We start from the raw sequence: 15111 nt of genomic DNA, 5'->3' as shown, positions 1-15111 counted from the left end.
GCTCCGCGACGCCATCACCGGAAACCCCTGGCTGCCAACAACTATCGAAATTACCTGAACAGTTACCCCTTTCGTGTGATGAACCTGTGTTCGAACCTCGGTAATCTGGGGGTATGTCCGACAACAACGTGGCTGTCTCCTCCGATGCGGTGGCTCTGGCCGACCGCATCGGTGAGCTGGTCGCGTGTATACGGTCGGCGGAGGCAGAACTTGGTGCGCTGCTAGTGGAAATCGAGCAGCGCGGGGTGATGGAGCTGTTCGGTTACCGCTCTGTCGCGCGGTTGTTGGAGCATCTTGTCGATGTTCCCAGGCAGGCTGGCGAACGGATGGTGAAACGCGCCCGCGCTCTCAACCCCGGCCGTAACCTCGACGGCAGCCCGATTCCCGCTCTCGCGGCCGCGACCAGTGTTGCCGCCCGCGCTGGGCGGTTGAGCAACTCGATGATCGACGTGATCACCGGTGTGCTCACCCAGGTTCCACCTGAACATCATGCGCGCGTTGAGGCTGACTTGCTGACGTTTGCTGCCGATGCCGGGCACAAGCAGGTCGCCGCTCTCGGTGCCCGCATCCTCGCCCACCTGAACCCCGACGGCATCGAACCCGACGATACCGAACCCGCCACCCTCACCCGCGAACTGTTCTTGCGTCGCAAGCGAACCGGGGTCTGGGAGCTGAACGGCACATTCGACGACGAGACCGGCACCCGCACCAGCGCCCTGCTCGACGCCCTGGCCGAACGCCGCACCAGCGACGACAGCCCCGACCACCGCACACTGCCCCAACGCCACGGCGACGCCTTCTCCGACGCAATCGACCTCGCCCTCAACTCCCCCGAACTGCCCATGCAGGCCGGGGAACGAGCCCACGTCATGGTCGCAGTGTCGCTCGCCGACCTGAAGACCGGCGCCGGAACCGCCACCCTCGGGGACACCGGCGAGATGACCGCTGCCGAAGCCCGCATCCACGCCTGCGACAGCATGATCATCCCCGCCGTCCTCGGCGAGAAAAGCGAACCCCTCAACCTCGGCCGCCTCCGCCGCCTCATCTCCGCCGGACTCCGCCGAGCCCTCTACCTACGCGACCGCGGCTGCGCCTTCCCCGGCTGCCACCGACCACCACGCCACTGCCAAGGTCACCACATCCGTCACTGGGCCGACGGGGGTCCCACCAATCTGGCCAACCTGGTCCTGATGTGCGCCCACCATCACCGGCTCCTGCACCGCTCCGGCTGGGAAGTCCGCATCGCCCCCGACGGCCTACCGGAATTCCTCCCACCACGGTTCATCGACAAACGCCGAAAACCCAGGCGCAACAACCTCCACCGACCACTGCCCTTCGCAGCCTGAACACGGGAAAGGCCCGCAGCCACACGGCAGCGGGCCCAAACCCGCGCCCGCACAACGGTCGCCCGGCTGCTGGCAGCGGTCACCGGAGGTCGATGGCTCCGGCACGGACCAGAATTCACCGCCCGACGGCCGACAACAGCCCCGCTGGAAGTGACCCGTCGCCGGAAGTCCCACTGAACTCGCTGGATCTCACTTCGAAGAAGCGCCCCGAGATGCCATCCCGCGGCGGCGGTCGAGGCCATCATCGCGACTGCCACCAACGCACTCGCCGCGGCGACCGTATCGTTGTTGCTGCGGTTGCTACCAGCGCAAATCAGTGCCGCCGCCGTCGCCGCACTCGCCGCCACGATCGCCACTGCTGCTTCCGGGGAGCGCGCCACAGTCACTGTCGCCGCGATCGCCGCCGCCGTCGTGGTTGCCGCCGGGCGCCGCCGCAGCTGCGGAATCCGCGGTGACATTCGCCGTCCGGCTTCCGAGTTGGGCGAGTAGCGAAGTGGCGTGCCAACCCAACTCAGCCCAACCGGGCCCGCCCAACCCAATTCATGCCAACCGGGCCTGCCCAAACCCCACACGGGCCCAACTGGGCCCGCCAACCCAATCCAGCCCAACCCAACCGGCTCAACCCAACCCCGGTCCAGCCAAACCGGGCCCGGCCCAACCCGATCCGGCCCAGCCGATCCGGCCCAGCCGAGCCGGCCCGACCCGACCCAACCGGGCCCACCCGACCCGGCCCGACCCAGCCCCACCAGCGCTTCCACCTCACACACCCGCACCTCGCGCCCCGCCCAGCAGGCCGAGTCCCGTCACCTCGCCAGCCAAAACCGCCCCTTCCTCACCCCGCCGAGACCATGGTCGCTCCGTCGGGCGATCTGCTGGTTTGCCCGCCTGGTCCAGGGGATCGTGGTCTTTCGGGCATCCGGGTGGCGGTGCCGACGCCCACCACCGCCGCACTGCTAATGTTCATCAAGGAACTTGCTTGAAGGTTTGACGAAAAGGATCCGGCGAGGGGAAATGGCGGAGCGGTTCGAGTTCGTCCTCGAGGTCTTCGAAGCACTCGTCGTCGGGCGGGCTACCGGGGGCGATGTCCGGCGGTACCCGCTCCGGGCCGGGAACCTGCCCACCGATCCCGTGCGGTTCGTGCGCGTGGCCCGGCAGGTCTACGACGCGCTCGAGGAGCGGCGGCTCTCCGTCTCCGGTGAGCTGCACCCCGGGGTCCGGACCGCCTTCGAACTGCTCGCCGAACCTCGGATCTCGGTCGCCGTCAGCGGGATCGATGGGCTGGGGGCCGATGTGGCCGTTCTCGTCGTCAGTGACGGTGCCCAGGCGCTCGGGATCACGCAGGCTCCGGACACCGATGAACTGCTGTTCTCGCTGTTCGCCGACGAAGACCTCGTCGAGGTCGTCACCGGGGTGCTGCCGCCGGCTCCCGCCGCCAGTACCGGGACGCACGTCGTCCACCGGGCCGCCGGGCGGGAGGTTTCCGCCATGACCGCGAAGCGGATCGCGGACGCCGAGTTCGACGAAGAAGAGACCGATGCCTTCGGGATGATCGAGGTCAAGGCCGTCGTGCGGCCCGGGCGGCGGCCGCCGGCTCCGAAACCGTCGGATGTCGCCGTGCTCGAACGGGTGCTCGCCGAACCTCGGCTGGGTGGCGGGCACATTGCCGTCAGTGCTCAGGGGCGGCGGGGCGAACGGCTCGCCGGTGAGCCGCTGAGCTGGCTCGACACCGCCGACGGCCGGTACCTCGTGCACACCCGGACGGGTGAGGCCGGGGAACTCACCGCGGAATACGTGCCCGCCGGGCGGGCCGACCTCGCGCGCGCCATCCGTGACGCGATCGCCGCTGTCTACTGATCGGGGAGGAACCGTCCTGATGACCGAAGAGACCGCGGCCACGGCCCAGGCTCTCCAGGCCGCCGTGCAGATGCAGGCCGCCGCGACCCCCGAAGCCAAGACGATGGCCGCCGTGCGGGTCGGGCTCGCCGGGGCGCAGCTGAAGCGGCTTGCCCAGAGCGGTGGCTTCGCCATCGACGACACCACGGGCAACCAGCTGATCGAGGCGCTCGAGGGCGTGCTCGAGTCGCTCGAGCAGCGCTGGGCGAACCTGCAACGGTTGCACGACGCGCCGGCGATGAGCCGGACCGCTACCGGGCAGTGGGTGTCCGCGCACATGGTCAGCACCGCCGCCGACGAGCACGGCCTGGTCACCCAGCTGCAGGCCGCGCGGCAGGAGTTCCCGACCTACATCGAAGCCATCAAGCTGGCCAAGAAGAACTACAAGTCCCGGGAAGAGACCACGCGCACGACGCTGACCTCGCTCCCGACCGCCGACCAGAGCTGAGGGAGACCGTGGCACCCACCGCCGAGTCCGTCTCGGACCCGTCGTCGCCGGACTACAACCCGCGCAGTCCGCTCTACGACGTGACCGCCGATTCGTCGTCGAAGTACTACGTCGGGCCGCTGACCACGGACAAGTCGCCGTCGGGCGACCAGATCCGCGAAATGGCCACCAGGCAGGTCGACGACGAAATCCGGCGTGGCTGGCTCGGCCCGGTCGTCGACCCCGTGCTGCGCGACCGGAAGATCCAGGAGCTTTACCAGCGGCACCTCGACGACGCCAAACACGGCCTCGACGAGGGCCTCGCCATGCGGGAAACCGGCGGGGCGCCGCGCACGCTGTGGAACAACGCCAGCCACGAACAGATGAACGAAGCCATCACGCTGGACGCCAACCCGGCGACCGTCGCGGAAACTTCGGAAGAATGGGTGCGCGTCGGCAACGACCTCGGCACCCACCAGAAGACCCTCGCCGACGCGATCAACGCCAGCACCAACAACTGGCAGGGCGGCGCCGGGGACGCCGTCCGCGAGCACCTCGCCGGCGTCGGCAAGTGGCTGGGCGCGACCGCGCAGGGGGCGACGCTCGCCGGCCGGCAGCAGGAGATCCACTCCCAGGCGCTCAACGAGACCCAGCGGCAGATGGCCGCGAACCCGCCGGTGCAGTTCGACCTGCAGTCGACCAACCAGCGCCTGATGTCGATGACCGACCCGGTGCAGTACGCGGCGGCCGCGGGTGAGGCCATGCAGACCTACCGGGCGCAGCAGGCCGCGCGGGAGCACGCCGCGCAGATCATGACGCAGTACGACGAGACCATCGGTGCCGCGGTCGCCACCCCGCGGTTCCCGGCCCCGCCGAAGCTGCCGACGGCGACGGCGACGAGGCAGAACGTCGTCGCGCGGGGCGGCTCCGGTGCGGGTGGCGGTGACGTGCAGCCGCTGATGGCGCGGACGGCGATGGACGGCGTGACCCCGCAGACCCCGGTCGACGCCAACGCCGCGGCTCTGGGCGGCGGCGCCGGCGGCGCGGGCGGCGCGGGCGCGGGCATCCCCGGCGACGGCTCGGGCAGCGGCGGCTCCGGCCTCTCCGGCAGTGGTATCCCAGGCAGTGGTATTCCGGGCGACGGCAGCGGCTCCGGCAGTGGCGGTTCGGGGAGTGGCGGCTCGGGCAATGGCTTCTCGGGCAGTGGCATCCCGGGCTCCGGTGGCCCGGGCAGTGGCAGCTCCGGCTTCTCCGGCAGTGGTATCCCGGGCAGTGGTATCCCGGGAAGTGGCATCCCCGGCGGCGGTGCGGGTGGCGCGGGCTTCACCCCGCCGAACTTCGACGTCCCCGACACGCCCGCCGGCGGCAACTTCAGCGGCGCCGGCATCCCCGGCTCTTCGCTGCCGCACTTCGACGACTCGACGACATCGTCGGGCTTCACGCCCTCGGGGATCGGCGGCGGTGGAGGCACCGGTGGCAGCGGGTTCACCCCGCCGTCGATCCCGAACATCCCGGACATCTCCGGCGGGGGTGGGGGCACCGTCCGCGGCGGCGGCCCGATCCCCGGGTTCACCCCGCCCGGCATCGACCCGCTCACCGGCCTGCCCACCGGCACCGGCGGGCTCAACACCCCCGGCGGCGCCAAGATGCCGACCATCGGGCGCGGCGGCGGGATCAACGGCGAAAGCATCGCCAGCCGGCTCGGCGGCCTGGGTGGCGGCGGGGGCGCCGGCGGCGGCTCTCTCGGCGGGATCGGCGGCTCCGGGGCCGGTGGCTCCGGAACCGGTGGCGCCGGTGGCGGTGTGCGCGGCACGGGTGCGGGCAACCTCAGCGGTGGTGCCGCCTCCGGCGCGGCCGCGGAAGCCGAAGCGGCGGCGGCGCGCAACGCGATGTCGGGCCGCGGTACGGCCGGCGCCGCGGGATCGCCGGGCATGGGCGGTATGGGCGCCGGCCGCGGCGGCAAGAAGGAAGACGACAAGGAACACAAGTCGGCCGACTACCTCGAAAGCGACGACCCCAACTTCTTCGCCGGCGAGGAGGCGGTCGCGCCGCCGGTGATCGGGGACTGGAAGAACCAGGATTGGAAGTGACGGCATGACGGCCCCCGGCTTCGAGGTCGAACCGGATGACCTGGTCGCGCACGCGAGTCACGTCGAGAGCCTGGTGGACCGGCTCAACACGGCGAGCTCGGCGGCCGACACGGCGATGTCCGACCACGCCTACGGACTGCTGTGCGCGTTTCTCCCGCCGATCATCCGGCCGACGGGTGAGCAGGCCAAGGACGCGCTGACGGCGTCGGTGGAAGGCGTGCGCGGGCTGGCCGACAATGTCACGGCCGCCGCGAAGTCCTACCGGGAAGGCGAAGAGGGCAACGCGCAGCCGTTCGAGCGTCAGCTCGCGTCGTCTTCGCGCACGGAAGAGAAGGTCCGGTCATGACGGGGCCCAACGGATTGGGTGACCTGATGCGGGACCCCGACGAGACGATCCGCCGGATGGACGACTGGGCGGCCGGGTTCGCGGCGAAGGCGCAGCGCTACCAGGCGGCCCAGGAGCAGACCGAACGGCTGCGGCTGACCGCGACCAGCTCCGACGGCGCGGTCAGCGTGACCGTCGGCGCGGACGGCACCGTCACCGACCTGACGTTCTCGAACAAGGTCAAGTCGTTCCCCCTCGAAGAGCTGTCGCGGCAGATCCTGACGACGATGCGCCGGGCGCAGTCCGGCATCGCCGACCGCGTCGCCGGCGTGATGGCCGAGCAGCTCGGCGACGAGGACCGCGAAACCCGCGGCGCGCTGCTCGACTCCCTGCGCGGCCGGTTCCCCGATCCGGACGAACCGGACGAGCAGCCGCCCGTCCCGCCCGCTCCGGTGCCGCCGGCCCCGCCGGGGGGCGCGGCCGTGCCGCCCGCCCCCGGAACCCCGCCGACGCCGCCGCGCCGGCCCGCCGCTGCTGATGATGAGGACAACAATCCGTGGTGAATCCGCTGGTCGCGGAGACGAAGGATTCCACGAAGGCGTATTCGGGCATTTCGCTGCTGGAATCGGCGAACGACCTGAAGTCGGCCATCGAGAGCGGGGACTGGGCGTCGGTCGCGCTGGGTTCGGTCGGGACGGCGCTGGACGCGTTGTCGATGGCGATGGACCCGTTCGGCGCGATCCTCGCCGCCGGGGTCGGCTGGCTCATGGAACACGTCGGCCCGCTCAAGGAAGCCCTGAACGGCCTCACCGGCAACGCCGACGAGATCGCGGCGCAATCCGAGACGTGGAAGAACGTCGCCACCGAGCTCGGCAGCATCGGCGAAGACCTCACCGGCATGGTGAAGGCCGACACCGTGTCCTGGACCGGGAACGCCGCGGACACCTACCGCCAGCGCGCGCAGGACACCGTGACGCTCCTGGAAACCGCGCAGAAGGGCTGTGAAGGCGCTTCCAGCGGGGTGAAAACCGCCGGTGAGGTCGTCGCCGCGGTCCGCGCCCTGGTCCGGGACATCATCGCGGAGCTGGTCGGACACCTGATCAGCTGGGCGCTGCAGGTGCTGTTCACCCTCGGCATCGGCCTGACCTGGGTCGTGCCGCAGGTGATCAACGCGGTCGCGAAGACCGCGTCGAAGATCGCCGACCTGGTCAAGCGGCTGGTGACCGCGTTGAAGGCGCTGGTTCCGCTGCTGAAGCGGGCGGGTGATCTGTTCGCGGACGCGGCGAAGGCGCTGCGCAACATCAAGCCCGGCAAGGCCGCGCCGCCGCCGAAGCACGCCGACATCAAGAGCGGTCCGAAGGACATCGGTGGTCCCAAGGGCAAGGGCGGCCCGGACGCACCACCCCCGAAGACCGACCCGCCGCCCAAGGGTGACGACAGCACCACCACGTCCGGAGCCAAAGGCGGCCCCGACGCACCGCCCAAGACCGACCCCGCCCCGGCCCCGAAGGGGCCCGACGACCCCCCGAAGAGCCCCGACCCGACCCCGAACGGCTCGACCACGCCCTCGGGCGCGGGCAAGGGCGGCGGCGGCGGCAAGAGCCCCGACACCACAAGCCCCTCGTCGAACAAGCCGGACACCCCGCGCGATCGCGGGGTCGGCGCCGACGACCGGGTCTGCAAGTCCGACCCGATCGACGTCGCGACCGGCGAGATGGTGCTCGCCCAGGCGGACGTCGACTTCCCGGGGCCGCTGGCGCTCGTGCTGGAACGCACCCACGTGTCCTCCTACCGCGCGGGCAGGCTGTTCGGCGCTTCTTGGGCGTCCACAGTGGACCAGCGACTGGAGCTGGACGACGAGCACGCCTGCTACTTCTCCCCGGACGGGATGATCCTCGTCTACCCCCTGCCGGTGCGCGGGGCCGATCCGGTGTTCCCGCTGGAGGGGCCGCGCTGGACGCTGGCGATCGACGAGGAGACCGGCGCCTACGTCCTGGACGACCCGGCGCAGCGGCGGACCCTGACCTTCGCCGCGCCGTCCGGGCCCGCCCCGGCGCGGGGCGTGCGCGTCCTGCCGCTGACCGGGGTCGAAGGCGGGGACGGGCGCACGATCGCCGTCACCCACGACGGGGACGGCCGGCCGGTTTCCTGGCGCCATTCCGACGGGTACCGCGTCGACCTGCGCATCCAAGGCGGCCGCCTGCGCGAGCTGACGGTCGTCGACGCCGCCGGGACGTTGACCGTGCCGGTCACCTCGTTCGACTACGACGACCGCGGCCGGCTCGCCGCCGTCGTGAACTCGTCGGGCCGCCCGATGCGGTTCGACTACGACACCGACGGCCGGATCACCGGCTGGCAGGACCGCAACGGCGCCTGGTACCGCTACGTCTACGACCAGGTGGGCCGCTGCGTCCGCACCGTCGGCGACCAGGGCTACCTGGACGGGAGCTTCGCGTACGAGCCCGGCGTCACCCGGCACACCGACTCCCTGGGCCACACCTCGACGTTCGAGCTGAACGCGCTGAACCAGGTGGTGCGCGAGACCGACCCGCTGGGCGCGGTGACCGAATACGTCCACGACCGGTACGACCGGCTGCATTCGCGCACCGACCCGCTGGGCCGCACGACGACCTACACCTACGACGCCTTCGGCAGGCCCACCACGGTCACCCGGCCCGACGGGTCCACTGTGGACCTCAACGTGGACCCCGCCCAGCCGCTGTTCGCCAGCTTCACCGACGGCGAGCGGACGTGGAACCGGGAGTACGCGGGCGAACTCGGCGAAGGCGTGCCCGACCTGGCCACCGAGCAGATCGGGGTCGCGGGCGAGTTCGACTACGAGCGGCTGCTCGAGCGGCCGGAGGACGGCGGCGAGGACCACCGCGACCTGTTCGGCAGGCCGCGGGTGCGCACCGACGTCTTCGGCGGCCAGGTGCGCTTCGACTGGACGGTGGAAGGCCTGCGCGCCGCGCGCACCGGCCGGACCGGCGAACGCGAGCAGTGGCGCTACGACGCCGAAGGCAACGAGATCGAGCACGTCGACCCGGTGGGGGCGGTCGAGCGCGCCGAATACGGCCCGTTCGGGCTGCGGACCGCGAGCGTCGACGCCACCGGCGCCCGCACGGTGTACGGCTACGACACCGAGCTGCGCCTGACCTCCGTCACCAACCCCCTCGGCCTGACCTGGCACTACCGGTACGACGCGGCGGGCAGGCTGGTCGAGGAACGCGACTTCGACGGCCGGGTGCTGCGGTTCGCCTACGACGCGGCCGGGCAGCTGGTGCGGTCGGTCAACGGGCTCGGCGAAGCGGTCGACTACACCCACGACGCGCTCGGCAACGTCGTCCGGCGGCAGACGCCGGCCGGGATCACCACGTACGCCTACGACCCCATGGGCCGGCTCGTGCGGGCGACCGGCGACGACGTCGTGCTCGAGTTCGAGCGGGACGCCGACGGCCGGGTGCTGCGGGAGACCGTCGACGGACGCAGCGTCCTGTTCTCCTACGCCGACGACGGGACCGTGCTCGCGCGGCGCACACCGTCCGGAGTGGACAGCCACTGGACGCAGGACGCGGCGGGGCACCCGGCGGCGCTCGCCTTCGCCGGGCACGAGGTCCGGTTCCAGCACGACGCGGCCGGCCGCGAGCTGCGCCGCTCGGTGGACGGCGCGCTGGAGCTGGCCCAGACGTTCGACGCGGGCGACCGGCTGACCGGCCAGGTCGTCGCCACCCCCGGCGCCGGGGCCGTGCAGCAGCGGCGGTACGACTACCGCGCGGACGGCTCGCTCGCCGCGGTCACGGACGCGCTGACCGGTGTCACGCAGTACCGCTACGACGCGGCCGGGCGGGTCGTCGAGGTCGCGGCCGCCGACCACCGCGAGAACTTCCGCTATGACGCGGCGGGCAACCTCACCGAGACCGCGGTGGACGGGCCCTGGCCGGTCGACGCGGAGGTGGGCTCCCGCGGCTACGCCGCCAACACCCTGACCGGCGCGGGCGCGGTGGCGTACGCCCACGACGCGCAGGGCCGGCTGGTCGCCCGGCACGTGCAGATCCCCGGTGGCGTCCTGACCTGGACGTTCACCTGGGACGCGGTCGACCGGCTGATCGGCGTGCGCACCCCGGACGGCACCCAGTGGCGCTACCGCTACGACCCGCTCGGCCGCCGGATCGCGAAGCTGCGGCTGACCGCCGACGCCCGCGTCGCCGAGCGCGTCGACTTCGTGTGGGCCGACACGCAGCTCGTCGAGCAGGTGCACACCGACGCCGAGGGCCGGCGGCGGGTGCTGACCTGGGAGCGGCACCCCGGGGACGACCGGCCGCTCGTCCAGGCCGAGCTGGTGGACGGCACCCGGCGGCTGCAGGCCGTGGTCACCGACCAGATCGGCGCGCCCGCGGAGCTGGTGGCGCCCGGCGGCACGCTGACCTGGCGGGCGCGGTCGGGCCTGTGGGGCAAGGTCGTCACGGCCGGGGGCACGCCGCTGCGGTTCCCCGGGCAGTACGCCGACCCCGAGACCGGCCTGCACTACAACGTCTACCGCTACTACGACCCGGTCACCGGGCGGTACCTCAGCCAGGACCCGCTGGGCCTCGGCCCGGCGCCGAACCCGGCGGGCTACGTGCCGAACCCGCTGGTCGGCGCCGACCCGCTGGGCCTGATGCTGACGGCGCCGTGCGGCAAGCCGCTCAGCGGCGGCGCGGGCGGCTCGCGGCCGCCGAAGCGACCGGGCGGCGGGCACGGCCCGGGGCAGCTCGGCCAGCCGTCGAAGAAGCCGAAGACGTCCGGGTCGGGGCCGGGCCGCAGCACGAAGCAGGGCGGCGGGACCCAGGGCGGCCGCTGGGACGGCGACCGCCCGTACGGCAAGGGCGACTCCAACAACGCCCGGAACCCGCCGCAGAAGGGCCACCTCACCGACGTCGAGGACCTCAACAAGGCGGCCTCGAACAAGCAGCTCACGCCCGAACTGCAGAAGTACCTGGCCGACAACGGCATCAACCCGAAGGCGAAGTGGGTCAAGGGACACCTGGAGAACGACAACATCGGCGGGCCGGGCACGTCGAGCAACATGACGCCGCTGACCACCAAGGCCAACAGCGCGCACAAGAACGGCATCGAAAACAGCGTCAAGGAACTGATCGGCCGGGCGAACAGCGACGCCTGGAAGCGGGAGGGGCTCGACGGGATCGGCATCAAGTACCACGTGGAGGTCAGCCCCGACGTCAAGTTCCCGAACTCGAAGAACCCGTTCGAGCAGTCGATCCGCGACCACCTGGTGATCAAGGCCGAGTACACCGGCATCGACCAGGCGGCCCTGGACAAGATGGCCCGCAACGGCATGTCGAAGCTGCCCGAGCTGCCGCCGGTCGGCACGAAGATGGACACGGTCACGGGCGTGTTCACCACGCCGGACGGCAAGGTGTGGACGAAGGGGACGAAGGGACAGGACTTCAGCGGACAGGGTCTGGTCTGGAACGGCCGCTGAAACCCGGCTCGACAGACGGCTTCCGGGGGTCGACACTGGGCTGATGACCGGCCTGATCACCGGAAGCCGTGTCCGGCTGCGGCCAGCTGCCGCCCCGGACGCCGCCCGGTTCGAGGAGATCCTGTCGCACCCCGAAGTCGCCCGCTGGTGGGCCGACGCCGAGGAGCCGGTGGCCGCCCAGGTGTCCTATCTGCTGGACCCCGACGAAGGCACCACGACCTACGCCATCGAGCTCGATGACGTGACGAACACTGTCGTCGGCATCGAACTCGCCTTCGAAGAGGCCGACCCGCAGTACCGCCACGCCGGGATCGACATCGCGATCCACCCGGACTTCCAGGGCCACGGCCTCGGCTCGGACGCCATCCGCGCGCTGGCCGAGTACCTGTTCACGGAGCGGGGGCACCACCGGCTGGTGATCGACCCCGCGGCCGGCAACGAGGCGGCGATCCGGCTCTACCGGTCGCTGGGCTTCCGCCCGGTCGGCACGATGCGGTCCTACGAGCGCGGCCCGGACGGCGACTGGCACGACGGGCTGCTGATGGACCTGCTCGTGGACGACCTGGTTCCGGCCACCGACCCCGCACTAGCCGGCTCGTGAGCGGCCGCGCGGTCGCGGCCCGGCCCTTGCGGCGGGTCGCCGTGGCGAGCGCGGTGGGGACCACCATCGAGTGGTACGACTACTTCATCTACAGCACGGCGACGGCGCTGGTGTTCGGCAAGCTGTTCTTCACGACGCTGTCGCCCGCCTCCGGGACCCTCGCCGCGTTCGCGACGCTCGGGGTCGGGTTCCTGGCCCGCCCGGTCGGCGGCATTCTCTGGGGCCACTTCGGCGACCGCGTGGGCCGCAAGGCGATGCTGGTGCTGTCGCTGCTGCTGATGGGCGTGGCCACCGTCGGCGTCGGGCTGCTGCCGACGTACTCCGCGATCGGTGTCTGGGCGCCCATCCTGCTGCTGGTCCTGCGGCTGCTGCAGGGCCTGAGCGCGGGCGGCGAATGGGGCGGCGCGGCGCTGATGGCGGTCGAGCACGCGCCCGAGGACCGCCGTGGCCGGTACGGCGCGTTCTCGCAGATCGGTGTCCCGGCCGGGTTGATCCTGGCGCAGCTGATGTTCTTCGTCCTCGGCCGCGCGCTGACCGACGCGCAGTTCGCCGCGTGGGGCTGGCGGGTGCCGTTCCTGGCGAGCATCGTGCTCGTCGGCATCGGCCTGGTGATCCGGCTGCGGATCGAGGAAAGCCCGGTGTTCTCGCGGTTGCGGGAGGCGGAGGAGCGCAGCAGCCGGCCGATGGTCGACGTGCTGCGCGAGCGGCCGCGGGCACTGCTGGTGGCCTCCGGCAGCTTCATCGCCAACACCGCCATCGGCTACATCTTCCTGGCCTACCTGCTGTCCTACGGCACCTCGGTGCTCAAGATCAACCGCACCACGCTGCTCGTCGTGGTGATCGTGGGCAGCGTGACGTGGCTGGTCAGCATCCTCGTCGCGGCCGCGTGGTCCGACCGCGTGGGCCGCAAGCCGGTGTACCTGGCCGGATCGGTGCTGCTGGTGGTCTGGCCGATCCCGTTCTTCCTGCTCGTGGACACGCGGGTGACGGCGTGGCTGCTCGTGGCCGTGATCGTGCTCAACGTCGGCCTCGGTGCCACCTACGGGCCGCAGTCGGCGTTGTTCGCGGAGCTGTTCGAGCCGCGCTACCGCTACAGCGGCGCTTCGTTCTCCTACGCCGTGGGGGCGGTGCTGGGCGGCGCCTTCGCGCCGTCGATCGCGGTGTCGCTGCAGGCAGCCACCGGCACTTCGCTTTCGGTGTCGCTCTACCTGGTGGCGGTGGCGGTGCTGAGCCTGGTCGCGGTGCTGTTCATCCCCCGGGATCAGAGCCGGTCGAGCCGGACGGCGGCGGCCATCCGCTCGTAGCCCGCGTCGCCCGGGTGGAGGTGGTCGCCGGAGTCGTAGGCCGGGAGCATCCGGAGCGGGTCGGCCGGGTCGCGGACCGCCGCGTCGAAGTCGATGACGGCGTCGAAGACCCCGCCGGTGCGGATGAACGCGTTCACCGCCTGGCGGGTCGCTTCGAGGGTGTCGTCGTAGACCCGCCAGCCCTTGAACGGCGTGAGCGTGCCGCCGAGCACCCGGATCCCGCGGGCGTGCGCCTGCGCGACCAGCTGGCGGTACGCCGCGGTGATCGCGGCCGGGTCGGTCTGGTGCGGGTCCTGCTGGATGTCGTTGATGCCCTCCAGCACGATCAGCGTCCGCACGCCGCCGACGCTCAGGACGTCCCGGTCGAAGCGGGAGAGCGCGTTCTGGCCGGCGCCGGAGCCGGGCACGTCGAGCAGCAGCCGGTTGGCGCTGATACCGGCGTTGAGCACGCCGTAGCGGCCGTGCAGCCGGTCGGCGAGGTAGTCCGGCCAGCGGTGGTTGGCCGCGGTGCCCGACCCGAAGCCGTCGGTGATCGAGTCGCCCAGTGCCACGATGGAGGCTTCCGCTCCGCCCTGGACGTCGACGCCGGAGACGTAGTGCCACACCGACGTCTGCTCGGTGTACGGCGCGCCGGACTCGCTGGCCGCGAAGTCGCCGTTGCGCGTGAAGTACGACGTCTGGGTCGCGAGCGGGTGGTAGGTCACCGGTCCGGACTTCGCCGGCACGTAGGTCGTCACGAGCAGGTTGGCGTCGGCCGGGACCCGGAGGTCGACCGGATCGCTCAAGGCCTCGGCGCCGGCGGGCACGACGACGCTCGGAGCGCCGCCGAACGCCAGGGACCGCAGGGTGCCCGGCAGGGCGTCCGGCCCGGTGCCCTGGACCGCGACGGTCACGTGCCCGAAGGTCAGGGGAGCGGCGCCGAACGCGTTCGACAGGTGGACGCGGGTGCGGCTGCCGCCCGCGCTGGTGTGCACGACGTTGCGGATCGAGTAGCCCGGGTAGCCGTCCGGGGTGTTCGGCACGGCCGCCGCGGGCGCCGCGGCCCACGTACCCACCCAGCCGCCGACGGCGTGCTGGGCGAGCACCGGGACAGCGCTTTCCGGGTTCGCGCTGCCGGACGTCGTGAGGAGGCCGATTCCGGCCAGGACGGCCGCGCTCACGGCCACGAAACGTCGCATCTCCCCACGGTCGCCCGCGGTCGGCGCAGCCGCGACCGCTGATCAGGTGAGGGCACCGGACAAGATCCGGGACAGCAACACTCAGAACGTGACACCCAGGCCGTGACACTGAGGGCGGGGCGGGCCCGTCCGGGATTCTGGGGATGCCGGACGGGCCCGCGCGAGGTGGCCGTTGCCGCGACGGCCGCTCGCCGGGGTACCCGGTCCCGATCGGGCGGAGGCTGGCCCGGATCGTTGCGTCGTGGTGACCCCGGAGGGCGTGTGCGAGACGCCCTCACCCAAAGCACGGCCGCCGGTGCGGGGTGGTTCAGCGCAGTTTCGAGGATTCTCGGCCCGGGGTGCCGGGCCGGAAAGCCGTGAAGGCCGCTCCCCGGGTGGTTGGCGGTGGCGGCGGTGGCAGCGATTCCCCCCGGCGGCTCGAACCGGCGCGCCGGGGCAAACCGTGAGGGGGCGGGGGGCCCCCGC

The 15111-nt window shown here is 71.9% G+C and carries 10 protein-coding genes; 9 read left to right on the top strand and 1 reads right to left on the bottom strand.

Going from position 1 to position 15111, the window contains the following annotated elements:
• Nucleotides 1–113: 113 nt before the first annotated feature.
• The 9 genes from ACFVYA_RS32775 (at nt 114) to ACFVYA_RS32735 (ending at nt 13468) form a co-directional block, all read left to right on the top strand.
• On the top strand, nt 114–1346 hold the full coding sequence (locus ACFVYA_RS32775) for a DUF222 domain-containing protein (protein WP_387050536.1): 1233 nt from the start codon (nt 114–116) through the stop codon (nt 1344–1346).
• Nucleotides 1347–2357: 1011 nt separating this feature from the next.
• Nucleotides 2358–3200: an ESX secretion-associated protein EspG gene (locus tag ACFVYA_RS32770; protein ID WP_387050534.1), complete on the top strand. Its 843-nt coding sequence runs from the start codon at nt 2358–2360 to the stop codon at nt 3198–3200.
• Nucleotides 3201–3219: 19 nt separating this feature from the next.
• Entirely contained in the window at nt 3220–3687 is a 468-nt protein-coding gene (locus ACFVYA_RS32765; protein WP_285992394.1) for a hypothetical protein, read from the top strand.
• An 8-nt stretch (nt 3688–3695) separates the two neighbouring features.
• On the top strand, nt 3696–5756 hold the full coding sequence (locus ACFVYA_RS32760; RefSeq protein ID WP_387050532.1) for a hypothetical protein: 2061 nt from the start codon (nt 3696–3698) through the stop codon (nt 5754–5756).
• Between the two features lie 4 nt (nt 5757–5760).
• Entirely contained in the window at nt 5761–6102 is a 342-nt protein-coding gene (locus tag ACFVYA_RS32755; RefSeq protein ID WP_387050530.1) for a type VII secretion target, read from the top strand.
• Nucleotides 6099–6644, top strand: a complete 546-nt coding sequence (locus tag ACFVYA_RS32750) for a YbaB/EbfC family nucleoid-associated protein (protein WP_387050528.1) — start codon at nt 6099–6101, stop codon at nt 6642–6644. Before ACFVYA_RS32755 ends, ACFVYA_RS32750 begins: the two co-directional genes overlap by 4 nt.
• Complete coding sequence (locus ACFVYA_RS32745; protein WP_387050527.1) at nt 6638–11563, top strand: DUF6531 domain-containing protein; 4926 nt, start codon at nt 6638–6640, stop codon at nt 11561–11563. The genes ACFVYA_RS32750 and ACFVYA_RS32745 overlap by 7 nt, the downstream gene beginning before the upstream one ends.
• 43 nt (nt 11564–11606) lie before the next feature.
• Nucleotides 11607–12164, top strand: coding sequence for a GNAT family N-acetyltransferase (locus ACFVYA_RS32740; RefSeq protein ID WP_285992389.1), 558 nt, complete (start codon nt 11607–11609; stop codon nt 12162–12164).
• A complete protein-coding gene (locus ACFVYA_RS32735) occupies nt 12161–13468 on the top strand; it encodes an MFS transporter (protein WP_285992388.1) in 1308 nt (435 codons plus the stop codon). The genes ACFVYA_RS32740 and ACFVYA_RS32735 overlap by 4 nt, the downstream gene beginning before the upstream one ends.
• Here ACFVYA_RS32735 and ACFVYA_RS32730 read toward each other — a convergent pair.
• A complete protein-coding gene (locus ACFVYA_RS32730) occupies nt 13426–14646 on the bottom strand; it encodes an SGNH/GDSL hydrolase family protein (RefSeq protein ID WP_387050524.1) in 1221 nt (406 codons plus the stop codon). The genes ACFVYA_RS32735 and ACFVYA_RS32730 overlap by 43 nt on opposite strands.
• Nucleotides 14647–15111: the final 465 nt, after the last annotated feature.

The organism is Amycolatopsis sp. NPDC058278, from assembly GCF_042881395.1.
Lineage (GTDB): Bacteria > Actinomycetota > Actinomycetes > Mycobacteriales > Pseudonocardiaceae > Amycolatopsis.
Note: the sequence above shows the minus strand (reverse complement) of the source record. Positions and strands in the feature narration are given on the sequence as shown.